The organism is Vreelandella sp. F11 (assembly GCF_042466685.1).
In the GTDB taxonomy this organism is placed as follows: Bacteria; Pseudomonadota; Gammaproteobacteria; order Pseudomonadales; family Halomonadaceae; genus Vreelandella.
Genome location: NZ_CP170448.1, coordinates 832,370 through 847,321, shown reverse-complemented (window position 1 = coordinate 847,321; position 14,952 = coordinate 832,370). Strand labels below are relative to the sequence as shown.

Annotated in this window: 14 protein-coding genes; 7 read left to right on the top strand and 7 right to left on the bottom strand. The window is 57.6% G+C overall.

Annotated elements, in window-relative coordinates; genetic code table 11:
- Nucleotides 1-125 precede the first annotated feature (125 nt).
- A complete protein-coding gene (locus tag ACFIOZ_RS03890) occupies nucleotides 126-980 on the top strand; it encodes an SDR family oxidoreductase (RefSeq protein WP_386082390.1) in 855 nt (284 codons plus the stop codon).
- Nucleotides 981-1,174: 194 nt separating this feature from the next.
- Here the strand turns inward: ACFIOZ_RS03890 and ACFIOZ_RS03885 are convergent, their stop codons facing one another.
- Nucleotides 1,175-2,062, bottom strand: coding sequence for a MurR/RpiR family transcriptional regulator (locus ACFIOZ_RS03885; protein ID WP_386082389.1), 888 nt, complete (start codon nucleotides 2,060-2,062; stop codon nucleotides 1,175-1,177).
- Between the two features lie 160 nt (nucleotides 2,063-2,222).
- On the opposite strand from ACFIOZ_RS03885, the gene ACFIOZ_RS03880 reads away from it, so the two are divergent.
- Nucleotides 2,223-3,548, top strand: a complete 1,326-nt coding sequence (locus ACFIOZ_RS03880) for an aspartate aminotransferase family protein (protein ID WP_386082388.1) — start codon at nucleotides 2,223-2,225, stop codon at nucleotides 3,546-3,548.
- 42 nt (nucleotides 3,549-3,590) lie between these two features.
- Nucleotides 3,591-4,157: a carboxymuconolactone decarboxylase family protein gene (locus ACFIOZ_RS03875; protein WP_386082387.1), complete on the top strand. Its 567-nt coding sequence runs from the start codon at nucleotides 3,591-3,593 to the stop codon at nucleotides 4,155-4,157.
- Nucleotides 4,158-4,194: 37 nt separating this feature from the next.
- On the opposite strand, the gene argA is transcribed toward ACFIOZ_RS03875, so the two are convergent.
- The 3 genes from argA to ACFIOZ_RS03860 all read right to left on the bottom strand — a co-directional run bounded on the left by argA (nucleotide 4,195) and on the right by ACFIOZ_RS03860 (nucleotide 7,652).
- Complete coding sequence (gene argA, locus ACFIOZ_RS03870) at nucleotides 4,195-5,508, bottom strand: amino-acid N-acetyltransferase (RefSeq protein ID WP_386082386.1); 1,314 nt, start codon at nucleotides 5,506-5,508, stop codon at nucleotides 4,195-4,197.
- A gap of 187 nt (nucleotides 5,509-5,695) precedes the next feature.
- On the bottom strand, nucleotides 5,696-6,961 hold the full coding sequence (locus ACFIOZ_RS03865; protein WP_386082385.1) for an inorganic phosphate transporter: 1,266 nt from the start codon (nucleotides 6,959-6,961) through the stop codon (nucleotides 5,696-5,698).
- 10 nt (nucleotides 6,962-6,971) lie between these two features.
- Complete coding sequence (locus ACFIOZ_RS03860) at nucleotides 6,972-7,652, bottom strand: TIGR00153 family protein (protein ID WP_386082384.1); 681 nt, start codon at nucleotides 7,650-7,652, stop codon at nucleotides 6,972-6,974.
- Nucleotides 7,653-7,789: 137 nt separating this feature from the next.
- On the opposite strand from ACFIOZ_RS03860, the gene ACFIOZ_RS03855 reads away from it, so the two are divergent.
- Together ACFIOZ_RS03855 and ACFIOZ_RS03850 are read left to right on the top strand one after the other, a co-directional pair.
- Nucleotides 7,790-8,689 (top strand): CYTH domain-containing protein, encoded by a 900-nt coding sequence (locus ACFIOZ_RS03855; protein WP_386082383.1) that lies wholly within the window; start codon nucleotides 7,790-7,792, stop codon nucleotides 8,687-8,689.
- Nucleotides 8,690-8,740: 51 nt separating this feature from the next.
- Entirely contained in the window at nucleotides 8,741-9,673 is a 933-nt protein-coding gene (locus tag ACFIOZ_RS03850) for an ion transporter (RefSeq protein WP_386082382.1), read from the top strand.
- A gap of 66 nt (nucleotides 9,674-9,739) precedes the next feature.
- Here ACFIOZ_RS03850 and ACFIOZ_RS03845 read toward each other — a convergent pair whose 3' ends face one another.
- The 3 genes from ACFIOZ_RS03845 to ACFIOZ_RS03835 all read right to left on the bottom strand — a co-directional run bounded on the left by ACFIOZ_RS03845 (nucleotide 9,740) and on the right by ACFIOZ_RS03835 (nucleotide 12,339).
- Nucleotides 9,740-10,516: a 5'-nucleotidase, lipoprotein e(P4) family gene (locus ACFIOZ_RS03845; protein WP_386082381.1), complete on the bottom strand. Its 777-nt coding sequence runs from the start codon at nucleotides 10,514-10,516 to the stop codon at nucleotides 9,740-9,742.
- A 191-nt stretch (nucleotides 10,517-10,707) separates the two neighbouring features.
- Nucleotides 10,708-11,331, bottom strand: a complete 624-nt coding sequence (locus ACFIOZ_RS03840) for an L-threonylcarbamoyladenylate synthase (protein WP_007111478.1) — start codon at nucleotides 11,329-11,331, stop codon at nucleotides 10,708-10,710.
- Between the two features lie 87 nt (nucleotides 11,332-11,418).
- Complete coding sequence (locus ACFIOZ_RS03835) at nucleotides 11,419-12,339, bottom strand: PHP domain-containing protein (protein WP_386082380.1); 921 nt, start codon at nucleotides 12,337-12,339, stop codon at nucleotides 11,419-11,421.
- A gap of 144 nt (nucleotides 12,340-12,483) precedes the next feature.
- On the opposite strand from ACFIOZ_RS03835, the gene ACFIOZ_RS03830 reads away from it, so the two are divergent.
- On the top strand, nucleotides 12,484-12,783 hold the full coding sequence (locus tag ACFIOZ_RS03830) for a YciI family protein (RefSeq protein ID WP_386082379.1): 300 nt from the start codon (nucleotides 12,484-12,486) through the stop codon (nucleotides 12,781-12,783).
- Between the two features lie 158 nt (nucleotides 12,784-12,941).
- Nucleotides 12,942-14,951, top strand: coding sequence for a bifunctional tRNA (5-methylaminomethyl-2-thiouridine)(34)-methyltransferase MnmD/FAD-dependent 5-carboxymethylaminomethyl-2-thiouridine(34) oxidoreductase MnmC (gene mnmC / locus ACFIOZ_RS03825; RefSeq protein WP_386082378.1), 2,010 nt, complete (start codon nucleotides 12,942-12,944; stop codon nucleotides 14,949-14,951).
- Nucleotide 14,952 lies beyond the last annotated feature (1 nt).

Genomic DNA, 14,952 nt, shown 5'->3' with positions numbered 1-14,952 from the left:
TTTGCTAGTTCCTTCGCCTTTGGTCTACGTTTAGGGGGACGCTCGCCCGAGGAGTGGGTAGGCGTTAGATGGCGAACAACTTTTTCTGTGCCAACAATTCTGTGCCAACAATGGAGTGACCGCACATGAGTGATCAACACCAACCACCCCAGCACCAAGATAAACAGCCGGGCGATGAATACGCCATGCGCCCTGAGCCTGAATATATCCGTGACAGCTACCGCGGTACCGAGAAGCTGTTGGATAAAGTGGCGATTATTACCGGTGGCGACAGCGGCATAGGCCGTTCAGTGGCCGTGCACTATGCCCGTGAAGGCGCCGACAGTGTGATCGTCCATCTTAAAGAAACCAAAGATGCGGAAGAGACCAAACGGCTGGTGGAAGCCGAAGGCCGGCGCTGTTTGGTGTTGAAAGGCGATGTGGCAGCGCCAGCGTTTTGCCGTGAGATCGTTAAGCGCACCCTCGACCATTTCGGCAAAATCAATATCGTCATCAATAATGCCGCCGAGCAGTATGACTGGGATGACATTACCGAGATCCCCGATGATCAACTGCTGCGCACCTTCCAGACCAATATCTTTAGCCACTTCTATCTCACCAAATCTGCCCTGCCGCATCTCAGCGAAGGCGACACCATTATTGCCACCTCTTCGATCAATGCCTTCAAAGGCAACGATACGCTAATCGATTACACCGCCACCAAAGGCGCTATTCAGGGCTTGGTACGCTCGCTGGCGATGTCGCTGATGGATCGGGGCATTCGCGTTAACGCCGTAGCGCCAGGGCCGGTGTGGACACCGCTGATTCCGGCCAGCTTTGAGGATGAGAAGGTGGCGTCATTCGGCGGCCAGGTGCCCATGAAGCGCGCTGGCCAGCCCAGCGAAATGGGGCCTGCGTATGTCTACTTGGCCAGCGAGGAGTCCTCCTATATGAGTGGCCAAACGCTGCACCTGAATGGTGGCGTTATCTTAAATACTTAAGCATTTGTTATTAAGATACAGTGCACTTTAACGGGGCGGCCTTGGGCCGCCTTTTTGCCAGAATGCGTTTGCTCCAGAATATTCCCGCTCGGGAATATTTAAACCTAATAAGGCGCAGAGACGACTGAATATTACCGCTCGGTAATAATCGAGGATTTACCCGTCAGTCATGTTGGGTTAACAAGCCTCGCTTCTCACTGCCGTCGGGGGATAGCTGCCGAATAGGTATTGAGATGCAAGAGGTGTTCATCCGCCTGCTGCAAAGCGTCTAGCGTCTTAGGCCGGTCGAATTCCGCCAATAAACTGCACAGCACTTCCGAGACCGCTAAGGCGGGAGTTAGCGTATGGAAAAAGCTATCGCTTTCGGTGGGGCAAAAAACAGCCTGCTCTGACAGCGCTACCAGCGGCGACACTTCACTATCGGTGATCGAAACAATGCCCACCCCCTTCTCTTTGGCCAGTTGGGCCAGTTCCAGCGCTCCTGCTGCATAAGGATTGATGGAGATAACGAGCAATACATCCTCAGATGTGGCACGAATTAGCCCATCTCCGCCGGTTCCCCCTGGCCCATCCAGGTGAACCGAACGCTCTCCCAGTAGGGTCATCACGTAATGGAAGTGCCAGGCAATGGCATGACTGGAACGTAAACCCAGCACGTACACTTTTCTTGCAGATCTCAACCTATCGGCTGTGACTTCCAGGCGTCGGAGCGAATCGGGCTCGCAGAGCTTGGCAAGCTGGGCACTCAGCCCTTGAAGCATAAGCGATGCCGTATCGCTTGCTCCCCTTTCACTGCCTTCATCGGCCCGCTGGCGAACCTTCGCCGCAAAGCCATCGCTCCCCTGACGCAGCACCGCCGCATGCTGCGCCCGGATATCGTCGTACCCTGCTAACCCCAAAAACTTGGCCAACCGGGTCATGGTGGCGGGTTGAACGCCTGCTAGGCGCGCCACCTCGCGCATGGACACCAGCGCCACTTCCTCCGGATGCTCAAGCACGTAGCGAGCGGCCTGTTGCAGCTGCGGGGACATGGCAGCGTACTGAGCAATAATCTGCTCTCTCAATGTATCGCTCGGTGGCATAGTTGTTGGCTCTTTGAAGAAATAGTTGGTTGGGCTTCGATACATGATCTAAATGTTTCACACTATATTTAAATGATTTATTTGTTGCAATCATCTTTGTGAGTGTGCCAATCTTCTTGCTATGTGAATTTCTCACGTTTGATAATGAGGGTCAGGGGCTATGACGCGTATTCTTCACCGCGGTATCGGCGGGGCACTGCCCCATGCAGCGTCGGCACAGGGCGTCTATATCACCGATACCACGGGGCGTCGCTATCTGGATGGATCGGGCGGCGCTGCGGTCACCAGCGTCGGGCACGCCCACCCGGAAGTGCTGGCCGCCATGCGCGCACAGATCGATAGCCTCTGTTACGCCCACACATCCTTCTTCACTACCGATGCCGCCGAGGCGCTTGCCGAAAAACTGGTGGCTTTAGCGCCCGCAGGGCTGGATTACGTCTACTTGGTGTCGGGTGGGTCGGAGGCCGTTGAAGCGGCACTGAAAATGGCCCGACAGTACTTTGTCGAGAAAGGAGAACCCCAGCGGCGGCACATCATTGCCAGACGCCAAAGCTACCACGGCAATACCATCGGCGCCTTGGCCACCGGTGGCAATGCCATGCGGCGCCAGCAGTTTCAGCCCATCCTGCCCGAAACCCACCACGTATCGCCCTGCTATGCCTACCGCGACAAGGGTACCGATGAGACGCCCGAGGCCTACGCTGCACGGCTTGCCGAGGAGCTTGAGGCAAAAATTGTGGCGCTTGGTGCCGACGAGGTGATGGCCTTTGTTGCCGAGCCCGTCGTTGGGGCCACCTTAGGAGCGGTCGCTTCTGAAGCGGATTACTTCAAACGCGTGCGTGCCATTTGCGATAAATATGGCGTACTGCTGATACTTGATGAAGTGATGTGCGGCATGGGCAGAACCGGCACCGTCTTCGCCTGTGAACAGGATGAGGTTACACCGGATATCGTCACCATCGCCAAAGGGCTGGGAGGCGGCTATCAGCCAATCGGTGCGGTGATGCTATCGGCCAACATCTACGCCAGTTTTGCCAATGGGTCTGGGCTGTTTCAACATGGCCATACCTATCTTGGCCACCCTGTCGCCGCCGCGGCCGCCAATAAAGTGGTTGAGATTATTGCACGGCCAGAGACGCTGGCTAACGTAAACGCCATGGGCACGAGACTGCAAAGCGGCCTGGAAGCGGCGCTCGGCGGATCGCTCCATGTGGGCGATATTCGCGGCAGAGGCTTGTTTCGCGGTATCGAGCTGGTGGCGGATAGGGAGAGCAAAACGCCTTTCGACCCGGCTAGAAAGATTTACGCCAAGATCAAGCGGCAGGCCATGGCGCGCGGCCTGATCAGCTACCCCATGGGCGGCACTATTGATGGCATTCACGGTGACCATATCTTGCTGGCGCCGCCCTATATCATTGCGCCTGATGAAGTCGATCTGATGATTGAGCGTATTGCCGAGGCCATCGTCGCGGCTATCGCAGAGTAATCAAACAACGATCTCAAACGACGATCTGACTGGAGCCCACCCATGACACCATCCCCCTGCCCGCCTATTTCCGACGCCGATTGGCCTGAGGAGATCGCTGATTTACGCGAGGGCTTCGCGGGCGCGCTCAATGTGTATCGCACCATGGCCCACCACCCGGCCTTGCTCGAAGCATGGGCACCCTTGCGCCAACACGTTGTTAAAGAGAATGCGTTAGGCGCTGAGCTGACCGAAGTGGTGATTTTACGCGCGGGCCTGCGCATGGGCTCAGCCTACGAGTGGGCGCATCATGTGAGTCGTGCACTCGCCCTGGGATTCTCCGCACAGCGGATCAATGCCATTCGCGGTACTCCCGAAGGCGTTGACGGTCTGATCGTAAGTGCCGTGGATGCACTATTCGATAAGCGCATGCTGGCCCAGGAGCAGGAAGCAGAACTTGCCGAGGCGATCGGGCGCACGGCAGTGATCGACCTGATCGCCATGGTGGGTTTCTATTCGGTGCTGGGCTATCTGCTGAAAACCTACGACACACCAATCGACGACACTATTCAGCAACAGGGGCAGGAAGCGCCAGCGCTATTTTCAATAGCGCCGAGGGCCAGCTCATAAAGCAGCTGTGCTACCGGCTCCCCCCTTTAAAAGCGCATTACGCCAATTGCTTAACCAGCACCTTCGATTTACGGGCGTGGTTGTAGGTTTCGCGTTTTAGCGGGGGTAGGTCTTCCAGGCTGGCAGCGCGGAAGCCGTGCTCCACAAACCAGTGGGCGGTGTGGGTGGTCAGTACGAATATTTCCGTTAAGCCGCGCTGGCGGGCGCGGCGCTCCATGGCCTCCACCAGGCGCTCGCCCCGCTCGCCGCCGCGGTAGTTGTCGTGTACCGCCACGCAGGCGAGTTCGGCAATGCTGGTGTCGGTAAACACATGCAGCGCGGCGCAGCCAATCACCATACCGTCGCGCTCGATCACCATGTAGTCATCAATTTCGTGCTCCAGGCGCTCTCGGGAGCGCGCCACTAGCATCCCTCTCCGCTCCAGCGGCTCCAGCAGCTCCAACAAACCCGCCACATCGTTAAGCGTGGCCGGGCGTAGCTGTTCATAGCGGTGCTGAGTAATCATGGTGCCCACGCCGTCCCGGGTGAACAACTCCCCCAGCAGGGCATCGTGGTTGCGCCATGAGAGCAGGTGCGTGCGTGCCACGCCTTCCCTAGCGGCGGTGCAGGCGGCCTGTAAATGGCGGGCTAACTCGCTGCCTGGAACAGCGTGGGTTAAACGCGGCTCGGCTTCCGCTGGAGAGAGCTGGCGCAGCAGCGCGCCCTGCTCATCTTCCAAACCTTCGGATTCGCCGAGCAAAATCAGCTTGTCGGCTTTCAGCGCCACGGCGGCGTGTTGCGCGACTTCGGAGGCGTCTAAATCGAACACCTCACCGGTGCTGGAGAAACCTAGCGGCGGCAGCAGCACCAGCGAGCCTTTTTCCAGCAGGCCTTCAATAGCACTGGCGCGCACCCGGCGCACTTCACCGCTGTGGTCGAAATCCACCCCTTCGCGCACGCCAAGGGGTTTGGCGGTGACCAGGTTACCGGAGATAACGCTTAGCTCAACCCCGTGCAGCGGCGTGCTGGGCAGGCCCAGCGAAAGCCGCGCTTCCAGCCAAAGCCGCTGGTGGGCGGCGACCTGCTCCACATGGGCCATCACCGCACGGTCGGCGACCCAGCGGCCATCGATACGCGTGGGCTCTACGCCTGCGGTCGTTAGCGCTTCATGCACCTGGGGGCGAATGCCGAACACGACGACCAGACGAACACCCAGGGTATGCAGCAGCGCTAAATCCTGAATCAGCTGCTCCCCTCGGCCAGACGCCATCGCTTCGCCTTCAATTAAGATGACAAAGGTTCGCCCCCGGTGGGCATTAATGTAGGGGGAAGCGTTACGGAACCAATCAACAAAGGGGAAGCGCGTATCCAAGGGCCGCTCTCCGGCAGCAGGTGAAAGAAAAACCCGACGTTTTACATAGCCAACCGGGTTACTTTACCAGAGCACAAAAAACAGCGGCACCTTCTAATGCAAATCTGCTCAATCTAATGCAGATAAACATGAAGATGCCGCTGTGATGGTATCGCTTGGCTACTTCTAAGCGCATTTGAGCCTGTTTTTAGCCAAACATACCCTTGAACATAAAGAAGAACAGAATCGCAAGGCCCGCGCCTGCCGGTAAGGTGATCAGCCACGACATCGCAATGGTGCCAATAACCCGCAGGTTAAGGGCCGCCATACCGCGCGCTAAACCAACCCCCAGCACTGCACCGACCAGGGTATGCGTGGTCGAAATGGGCAAGCCGGTACCCGAGGCCAGAACGACCGTGGTGGCAGCCGCCAGCGTGGCGGCGAAACCACGGCTAGGCGTCAATTCAGTAATACCGGTACCCACCGTAGCAATGACTTTGTGGCCGTAGGTAACGAGTCCAACCACGATACCACCACCGCCCAGCACCAGCACCCACCAGGGCACAAGGGCGGCGCTATCGATAACGCCGTCACTACGCACAACGCTGATAACGGCGGCCAGCGGGCCCACCGCATTGGCTACGTCGTTGGAACCGTGGGCAAACGCCATGGCACAGGCGGTAAAGATCATCAATACGCCGAACACTCGTTCGACGTTGGCATAGCCAAAATGGTCGCTGGCGTTTTGCTCAAACCGGATACGCCGCTGCATCACTATGCCTAACCCCATGATCCCAATACCGATGACGATGGAGAGCAGCAGGCTCTGACCAAAGCTGAGATCCAGACCGACATGGGACAAGCCTTTGGTCAGCGTGACCATCGAAACAATAAAGCCAACCAGGAAGACATAACCAGGCACATAGCGTTTGGCGGCAGCAAAAGGATCGTTGTTTTCAAATATCAGGTGGTGAACCGATTTAAACAGTACAAAGCCAATAGTACCGGCGAGTAGCGGCGATATTAACCAACTGGAGGCAATTTGGCCCACCTTGCCCCAAGCAACAGCTTCAACCCCTAACCCCACGGCACCAAAACCGACGATAGCACCAACGATGGAGTGGGTAGTAGAAACCGGCCAGCCTCGCGCTGAAGCAACCAGCAACCAGATGGCAGCCGCGAGTAGCGCGGAAAGCATGCCGTAAACCAGTAACTGAGGATTGTCTTCCAACAATACGGGATCCAGCATACCGCCGCGAATAGTCGCGGTCACTTCGCCACCCGCCAACCAAGCACCAAGGAATTCAAAGATAACCGCGATTAGAATCGCTTGTTTGATGGTGATCGCTTTCGACCCCACCGAGGTTCCCATGGCATTGGCTACGTCGTTCGCACCAACGCCCCAGGCCATAAAGAAGCCAAACAAGCAGGCCAGGATGATAAAAATTTCACCGTGCTGGGCAATAATCAGCATGAGAGTCCCCTTAGCGGGCAGTCAGGATCTGCAGACGGCTACCCACTCGCTCAGCGCGATCGGATAGTTCGCCAACCCATTCGATGATCTTGTAAAGAAAGATCACATCCACCGGCGGTAGCTGGCTCTCAAGCGCAAACAGCTGGCGACGAATCGTCACCTGTTGGTCATCGGCTTGATGTTCGAGGGTGTGCAGTTCACGGATCATCTTCTGCATCACGTCAGAGACGTTTTTGCCAAAGCCGGATTCCAGCAGATCCTTGAGCTCTTCCAGCGCTTGGCGCGCTTGCGCCACACAGGCAACGCTGGTGCTGATGTAGTTGCGCATTGGCTCGGCCAACTCATCCGGCACGCGCATTTTACGCCCCAGCATAATGCCGGTAATGTCGCGCACTTTATTGGCGATTTTGTCCTGTACGCTAATCAGATCGAGTAGGTCAGAACGGGAGACGGGCAAAAACATGGTGTTGGGCAGATTCAACCGCAGCTCTGTTTTCAGCGTATCGGCGTCATGCTCTAAACGGGTGACGTTTTCACGCAGCTTAGCCGCTGTGTCCCAGTCGTTGGCGAGGGTTGCTTCAAAAAACGGCAACAGCTGATCTGCGCACTCATTCGCCTTGACGATATGGGCCAATAGCGGCTGGAATGGCGAGCGGCCAAACATCGAAGAAAAAGGATTGGAGGTAACCATAATGCCTTTTAGCCTATTTTCGGGGAGCCGGGAAATGGCGGCGCCAGTATAAAGAGTGCGCTCGCCGCCGTCATGAAAAGTTCACAAATGTAATCAAATATTCATTTAAATGTCACGATAACGAGGTGGCTAGCGTCATGAAACAACTAACTCCCATGGAAGTGGAACTGAAACTTGCCCTTGCTCCTCAAGGGCCTGCGGCGCTTGTACAACACCCCCATCTCGCTTCTCACACCGCGCGTAAGCAGTCGCTGACCAACACCTATTTTGATACCCCCCAGGGCGATTTGGCCAAGGCACGCATTGCGCTGCGCCTGCGCCAGGTAGATGGCCAGGTGCTGCAAACAGTGAAAACCGCGGGGCAAGGGGGTGGCGGTCTCTCGCAACGCCAGGAGTGGGAGTGGCAGGTGGCAGGCCCCGAGTTGGATCTCGCCTCGCTTGCCGAGCTACCTCCTTTTCAGGGTGAGCTTAGCGGTGTGTTAGATGACCTCGTTCCCCAGCTCAGCACCGATTTCACACGGCGCAGCTGGCAGCTAAAAGAGCACGCGCACGGCCAGGAGAGCCATATCGAGCTGGTGTTGGATGAGGGCGAGATTATTAGCGGAGAGTACCGGACGCCGATTTGCGAAGCAGAGCTGGAATTAAAAGGCGGCGAGCCGGAAGCACTCTGGGAGTTAGCGTTAACCCTTGCTGAGCAGGTGCCGCTGCGGCCTTCGGACAGCAGCAAGGCATCCCGTGGCAATGCCCTTAGCACCCAACACTGGCCGCTCCCCGAAGCGCACTCGCCGGCGGAGTGGCTGCACCGTGCCACGCTGGCGCTAGACGCCTACCATGATAGCCACCAGGCCAGCTTTCTTAGCGATGCCCGGCAGGCGTTGAGTACCCTCGCTGGCCACTCCGATCTTGATGACACTGCCCGCGGCTATGCGCAGTCGCTTTCCGACGGGCTCGATGAGTTCGGCCAGCCCAACACAGCCTACGGTCAAGCGGCGTTGGCACTCGCCCATCGCTTGGCGTACCAAACCGCGCTACGCTAGGGGGCAACGCTCTATCGAGAACGGTATTGAGGCTCACTTCAGGATGATGCGATGACTTTTCACCTAACCCCCGGCGCGGAAGGCCTGCGCACCCGCCTGTTTCATATCATTTTTGAGTCTGACACGCCGGGGGCAAAAGCCTTTGATATCGCCTTGATCGTGGCGATCCTGATGAGTGTCGCGATCATCATGCTGGGGAGTATCGAGACCTATGCCGAGCGGTACGGCAATCTATTCTTCTATCTGGAGTGGACCTTCACGCTACTGTTCAGCATTGAGCTGATTTTGCGCATTTACTGCCTGGAAAAGCCGACGCTCTATTTAAGAAGCTTTTACGGGATCGTCGACTTGATCGCCGTGCTACCCACTTGGCTAGTATTGCTTGTTCCAGGCGCTCATGGGCTGGTCATTGTTCGCTTACTGCGCGTGCTGCGTATTTTCCGCATTCTGCGTCTGATGGAGTTTGTCGGCGAAGCACGACTGCTGATGGATGCACTCAAGCGGAGTCTGCATCAAATTCTGCTGTTTTTTAGCGCCATTTTGATGGTCATCACGCTTTTCGCGGCGCTTATGTACACCATTGAGTCACCCGAATCGGGCTTTACCAGCATTCCCATGTCGATGTACTGGGCTATTGTCAGCATGACTACCGTCGGCTACGGCGACATTGTGCCCGCAACCTCATTGGGGAAATCCATTACAGTGATTCTGATGCTGCTGGGCTACTCAATCATTGCCGTGCCGACCGGGGTCTTCTCCGCTCAGGTGATTCGCTCGATTCGTGAAGAGCGTTACTCCGAAGAAGCCTGCCCCGGCTGCGGACACGAACGCCATGAAAAACGCGCCCGTTACTGCCTGCGTTGCGGCACCTGGCTAGACGAAGACAGCGAAGATCCGCGCCAGAAAGACGACGACAAAAAAGCCGAAGCTCAACACAATAGCCACGATGGGGACGCAGACAAAAACGCGCCCCAGGACAGCTAAACCAGATAGCCAAACCGGGGGCGCGCAGCGTTTATTCAGTGCGGGAGGGAGTGATTATTTAACCGATCACTCCACTTCATGCGGGGCTTCCCAGGCGTCTAACTCAGCCTCGCTCCAGGCGCCGTAGGTAGCGTTGGGGAAGACTATCCAGTCATTGCCGAAACGTTCGGCATTCTCCTCAACAAGCGCATGCTGCTGTTCAAGGTCGGCGCCCGCGAAGTCTCCTGCGAAATCGTGAAGAGAATCCCCTAGCTGCATCACCAGCGTGTAGTTATCCACCACTTCTGCGCGGCGCTCCGCCTTAGCAGGCCCCAGCAACATCACGCTCTGCTCAGAGACTTGGGGCAGATCTAACGCTTCCAGGGTGGCGATGGTATCGGCCTCGTTCTCCTGGTAGCGGTCAGAGACGTAAAAAATGGCCACGCCCTCCTCGTCCGCGTAATCCAGGAAGTCTTTGGCCCCCGGTATTAGACGCGGCTCGCCTTCACGCTCCCAATGCTTCCATGTATCCCAGGTGGTGTAGTCGTGGCACGCCTGCATATCGCGAACCAACAGCTCGCTGTTGTCCAGTACCGTTTCATCCAGGTCGGTAATGATCGCCAAGCCGTCGCTGCTACCATGCGCCTCAATCTGATCCTCAAGCCGATAGGTGGCGAGGGCAAAACCCTGACGTTGTAACGCAGCTGCTTCGGCAGACTGCTGTTGATAGCGCAGGCCCATTGTATAGGCTTCCTGGGCACACAGTTCTGCGTCATCGCTATCCGCGTGGCTAGCCAGCGGAAAAGCGCTAAGACTGACTAAAGCGGCAAGGGTGCAGAGGCGAGAAGGGAAAGGCATCGTCATTGAATGATCTCCTGGGATAGGCGATCTCAAAAAGGCGGGGCGACTCCTCGCCTTAAAGGATCACGATTTATTATCGAAAATAACCATTAGGATCATATTTTATTTTTATTGAACATTCAAACAACGATAAAAATAGAGCAAATCCCTGCGCGATACGCCTAAGCGCCAGGGATTTGCTTTACAGAGTGCTGTTAGCCGACGAAAGGAGAAATATCACCACGTCCTTCGCGAATGATTTTCGGCGGCAGCTCACGCAGGTCAATAACGCTTGTGGGATCCAAGTGGCAGGCGCCGCCGTCGATTATGGCGTCCAGGTGGGCACCAAAACGCTCGCGAATCTCTTCCGGGTCGTTCATGGGCAGATCATCGCCTACCGGAATCAGCGTGACGCTCATCAATGGCTCGCCCAGGGCGGCCAGCAGCGCGTGGGTAATACGGTGATCCGGCACACGCACACCAATGGAGCGGCGCTTGGGGTGCAGTAATAGCCGCGGCACTTCGGAGGTAGCATCCAGAATATAGGTGTAAGGCCCTGGGGTATGGGCTTTCAGCAACCGGAACACATCGTTATCCACCTTGGCGTAGGTGCCGATTTCCGATAGGTCGGAGCACACCAGGGTGAAGTTGTGTTTATCATCCAGCGAACGCAGCCATTTGATCTTCTCGATGGCTTTTTTTTCACCCAGGTGGCAGCCAAGAGCGTAGCCCGAGTCAGTGGGATAGGCGACCACGCCGCCTTTACGAATGATCGCAATGGCCTGATCAATCAAGCGTTTCTGCGGGTTTTCCGGGTGAATCTGAAAATATTGGCTCATGGGTATCTCCTGTCCGTAGGCCCTGCATATACAGCATAGCTGACTTATTTTTGCACTGGCCGCGCTGTGAAATGACCGAGCAGTGATTTAACCGACCGCCAGCAGCCCGGGCGACGCATCGCGCAGGTGCACTAGCCGCGGGTGCTGCCATATGGGCGGCGCTGCGGTGCGCGGCACTAAACTCATACTGCCGGGAGCCGCGTGGCTGCCGGGAAAGTGAAAATCGCTGCCCATGGAGGCGTAAAGGTCGCGCTCCACTAGCTGCCGCGCCAGGTCGCGGGTGCTGTCCGGATTCTGCTGACCGCTGACCAGCTCAACTGCCTGGCCGCCCGCCGCCTGAAAAGTATCCATTAACAGGCCCCGCTTGCGCCGGGTTAGACCGTGGCGCAGTGGATGAGCAATCACGGCGACGCCACCAGAACCGACAATCCAGCCCACCGCTTCGCTGATTTCCGGCCAGTGGGCTTTAACATCGCCCTTCTTGCCACTACCCAGATAGCGCTTGAAGGCGCTGGCCCAGTCGGGCACTACGCCTTCTGCGACCAGCGCGCGGGCAAAGTCCGGGCGGCCCAAGGGGCGGTCGCTGCCAGCGTGCAGGCGCGCTTTTTCCAGGGCATTAGGCAAACCGACTTTTTCCAGCCTTTCAGCGATGACTTCAGCACGCTGAATCCGCGCTTCACGCTGCTGAATCAGGCCATCCACCATCGGCCCCTGCAAGCCACCCGGCAGCAACGCCACCACATGGATATTGACGCCCTGCCAGCGTGTGGATAACTCGCAGCCGGGGATAAGGCACAGCCCTGCTTGCTCCGACGCGCGGCCCGCTTCTTCAATGCCGTCCATGGTATCGTGGTCAGTAAGCGACATATGCGTCAGCCCGCGTTCGGCACACAGGGTGACCAGCTCGGTGGGCGTTAACGCACCATCAGACGCGGTCGAGTGCATGTGCAAATCAACCGGGTAGCGCTGATCGGCATCAAAGGTATAGGGAAGTCGAGGCATAAGCATGACGCCGTGTGGCCAGTTTGTCAGAATGCGCTTTTCAGCTGTGTATAAAGTCTTCGCAATGGGTAAGATATGGTGCGCGCTTATGCCAGTGCGGTCAATTAACGGTCACTTTGCATCCTCATTTAATCAAGGAGTTATCCCCAAATGCTATATGCCATTATGAGTGAAGATGTGCCCAATAGCTTAGAGCGTCGCTTAGCAGCTCGGCCCGACCATTTAGCGCGCCTGGAAGCGTTGCGCGATGAAGGCCGCGTGGTGCTGGCAGGCCCCCACCCTGCCATCGATGCTGAAAACCCAGGCGATGCAGGCTTTTCCGGCAGCTTGGTAGTGGCAGAGTTCGACACTCTGGAAGACGCCAAGGCCTGGGCTGATGCCGACCCTTACATGATTGCAGGGGTCTATGCCAAGGTAATTGTTAAGCCGTTCAAGAAAGTTATGCCTTGACGCCAATAGGCGAGTGTGGAGGGTTCGTCGGCTTTTTCACAGAGCCTGTGGAAAACTCTGTGCAAACCCGGCGGACGCTTTTCGCTAAGCCAGAGATTACGCCAGCGCTGACAAATTGATCATTTTTTAACCACCTCTACCTCAATACGGATATCCGTGTGACCCAACGTTCAAACGCCTTGCCTCCGCTGGCGGCATTAACGACGCCCGCGCTTACCTGGAACGAGGGCGCCCCCCACGCAACCGCCTTTGATGACATCTATTTCACTCGTGGCGATGGCCGCGCAGAGACCGAGCATGTATTTCTGGGCGCCAACCAACTTCCCGAACGCTTTGCCGCCTGGGGAGCCACGCGGCCCTTTGTGATTGGCGAAACTGGCTTTGGCACCGGACTCAATATGCTCTGCGCTTGGGCCTGTTTTGAGCAACATGCGCCATCCAGGGCACGACTGCATCTGTTATCCACAGAGAAGTTTCCCCTTGCGCTTGGCGCCCTTGAACAAGCCTTAGCGAGTTGGCCCTCGCTTGCCACTTATGCACAGACGCTTTGCGCCCAGTGGCCCGCCGCGGTTAGCGGAATTCACCGCCTGCACTTAACCGAGCGCGTCACCCTGGATCTGCATTTTGGCGATACCACTGAGCGCCTGGAGCAGTTGGATGGACAAGTCGATGCCTGGTTTTTAGACGGTTTTGCGCCTTCTAAGAACCCCGATATGTGGCAGCCTGAGCTGTTTAACGCCATGGCCGCCCGCTCGCGCCCTGGCGCTACGTTCGCCACGTTTACCTGCGCGGGTATCGTTAAGCGGGGGCTGAAAGCGGCGGGCTTTAACTGGAAGAAAGTGCCCGGCTATGGCCGCAAACGGGAAATGCTGGCAGGCAGTATTGAGTCGCCGCCTGCGGATCACCGCCGCCTGGCAACGCCCTGGTTTACCCCACCGCAGGTGGCCTCAGTCAAGCGCGTTGTCGTCGTCGGCGCGGGGCTTGCGGGCAGCAGCGTGGCGGCGGCGCTGGCACGGCGGGGAGTGAAAATAACCGTCGTCGAGCGCGAAGCCCCCGGCGCGGGCGGCTCGGGCAATCGACAGGGCGCACTGTATGTAAAACTGGCCGCAGAAACCAATCACCAGAGCCGGTTTTATCTTGCCGGGCTGCTGTTTAGCCAGCGTTGGCTTGCGCAGCACCACGCTAACCAACGCCTGTGGCAGCCCTGCGGCGTGGTGCAGTTGGCCAGCAGCGATAGAGAGGCCCGCCGCCAGCAGCGTTTTATTGAGCAGCACCCGCTGCCCGGCGAGGTCGTCACCCCAATGGAGAACCCGGCGCTAACCGAGACAGCAGAGATCAACATTGACGCTTCCCAAGGGCTCTATTACTCACAAGCGGGATGGGTAAGGCCTAAGGCGCTGTGTGAGCACTTGCTTAGCCAGCCAGGCATTAGCTTGCGGCAAGGCGAGGTTAGCTCCCTTACCCAGCGTGAGGCCGGCTGGCAGCTTAACTTGGCCGATGGCAGCACGCTGGAGGCGGATCAGGTGGTGATTGCCAGCGCCCACTTGGCTAACCGCTTTGCGCAAACGGCGGAATTACCGCTGCAATCGGTTCGCGGTCAGATTAGTGAATTACGGCTACCCGATGAAGTAGCAGGCCCTAAGCGTGTAGTGTGTGCTGGCGGCTATGTGGCACCTGCGTTGGATGGCGTCCTGACCTTCGGCGCTAGCTTCGTCCCCAATAACGCCACAGCCGATGTCACCGCTGATGACCATCAGCGCAATATCGATGAGCTGCGCCAGACGCTGCCCGCCTTGGTAGACGCGTTGGAACAGGCAGGGATTGAGTTGAGCCCTGAGCACCTTAAGGGTCGTGCCGCCGTGCGTGCAGCAAGCCCGGACAAAACCCCTTACGCAGGGCCTGTGCCGGTGGCAGCGGCGTGGCGGTCGGACTACGCGCTGCTGAGTAAAGATGCCACACGCGTGGCAGAGATACCTGGCCAACACTATCCAGGCCTGTGGATATCCGCCGCCCACGGCTCGCGAGGGTTAGCCAGTGCGCCGCTCTGTGCAGAGGTGATCACCTCACGCATATGCGATGAGCCAATGCCGCTAGAAGCGCCGCTGGTGGATCATCTCCACCCAGGGCGGCGGATTATTAGCGCGATTATTCGTGGAGGGAACGCTTAGC

Excerpts from the sequence above, each read along its gene's own strand:
- ACFIOZ_RS03890 (WP_386082390.1), top strand. The coding sequence starts at position 126 with ATGAGTGATCAACACCAACCACCCCAGCACCAAGATAAACAGCCGGGC.
- ACFIOZ_RS03885 (WP_386082389.1), bottom strand. The coding sequence starts at position 2,062 with ATGCCACCGAGCGATACATTGAGAGAGCAGATTATTGCTCAGTACGCT.
- ACFIOZ_RS03880 (WP_386082388.1), top strand. The coding sequence starts at position 2,223 with ATGACGCGTATTCTTCACCGCGGTATCGGCGGGGCACTGCCCCATGCA.
- ACFIOZ_RS03875 (WP_386082387.1), top strand. The coding sequence starts at position 3,591 with ATGACACCATCCCCCTGCCCGCCTATTTCCGACGCCGATTGGCCTGAG.
- ACFIOZ_RS03865 (WP_386082385.1), bottom strand. The coding sequence starts at position 6,961 with ATGCTGATTATTGCCCAGCACGGTGAAATTTTTATCATCCTGGCCTGC.
- ACFIOZ_RS03860 (WP_386082384.1), bottom strand. The coding sequence starts at position 7,652 with ATGGTTACCTCCAATCCTTTTTCTTCGATGTTTGGCCGCTCGCCATTC.
- ACFIOZ_RS03855 (WP_386082383.1), top strand. The coding sequence starts at position 7,790 with ATGAAACAACTAACTCCCATGGAAGTGGAACTGAAACTTGCCCTTGCT.
- ACFIOZ_RS03850 (WP_386082382.1), top strand. The coding sequence starts at position 8,741 with ATGACTTTTCACCTAACCCCCGGCGCGGAAGGCCTGCGCACCCGCCTG.
- ACFIOZ_RS03845 (WP_386082381.1), bottom strand. The coding sequence starts at position 10,516 with ATGACGATGCCTTTCCCTTCTCGCCTCTGCACCCTTGCCGCTTTAGTC.
- ACFIOZ_RS03840 (WP_007111478.1), bottom strand. The coding sequence starts at position 11,331 with ATGAGCCAATATTTTCAGATTCACCCGGAAAACCCGCAGAAACGCTTG.
- ACFIOZ_RS03835 (WP_386082380.1), bottom strand. The coding sequence starts at position 12,339 with ATGCTTATGCCTCGACTTCCCTATACCTTTGATGCCGATCAGCGCTAC.
- ACFIOZ_RS03830 (WP_386082379.1), top strand. The coding sequence starts at position 12,484 with ATGCTATATGCCATTATGAGTGAAGATGTGCCCAATAGCTTAGAGCGT.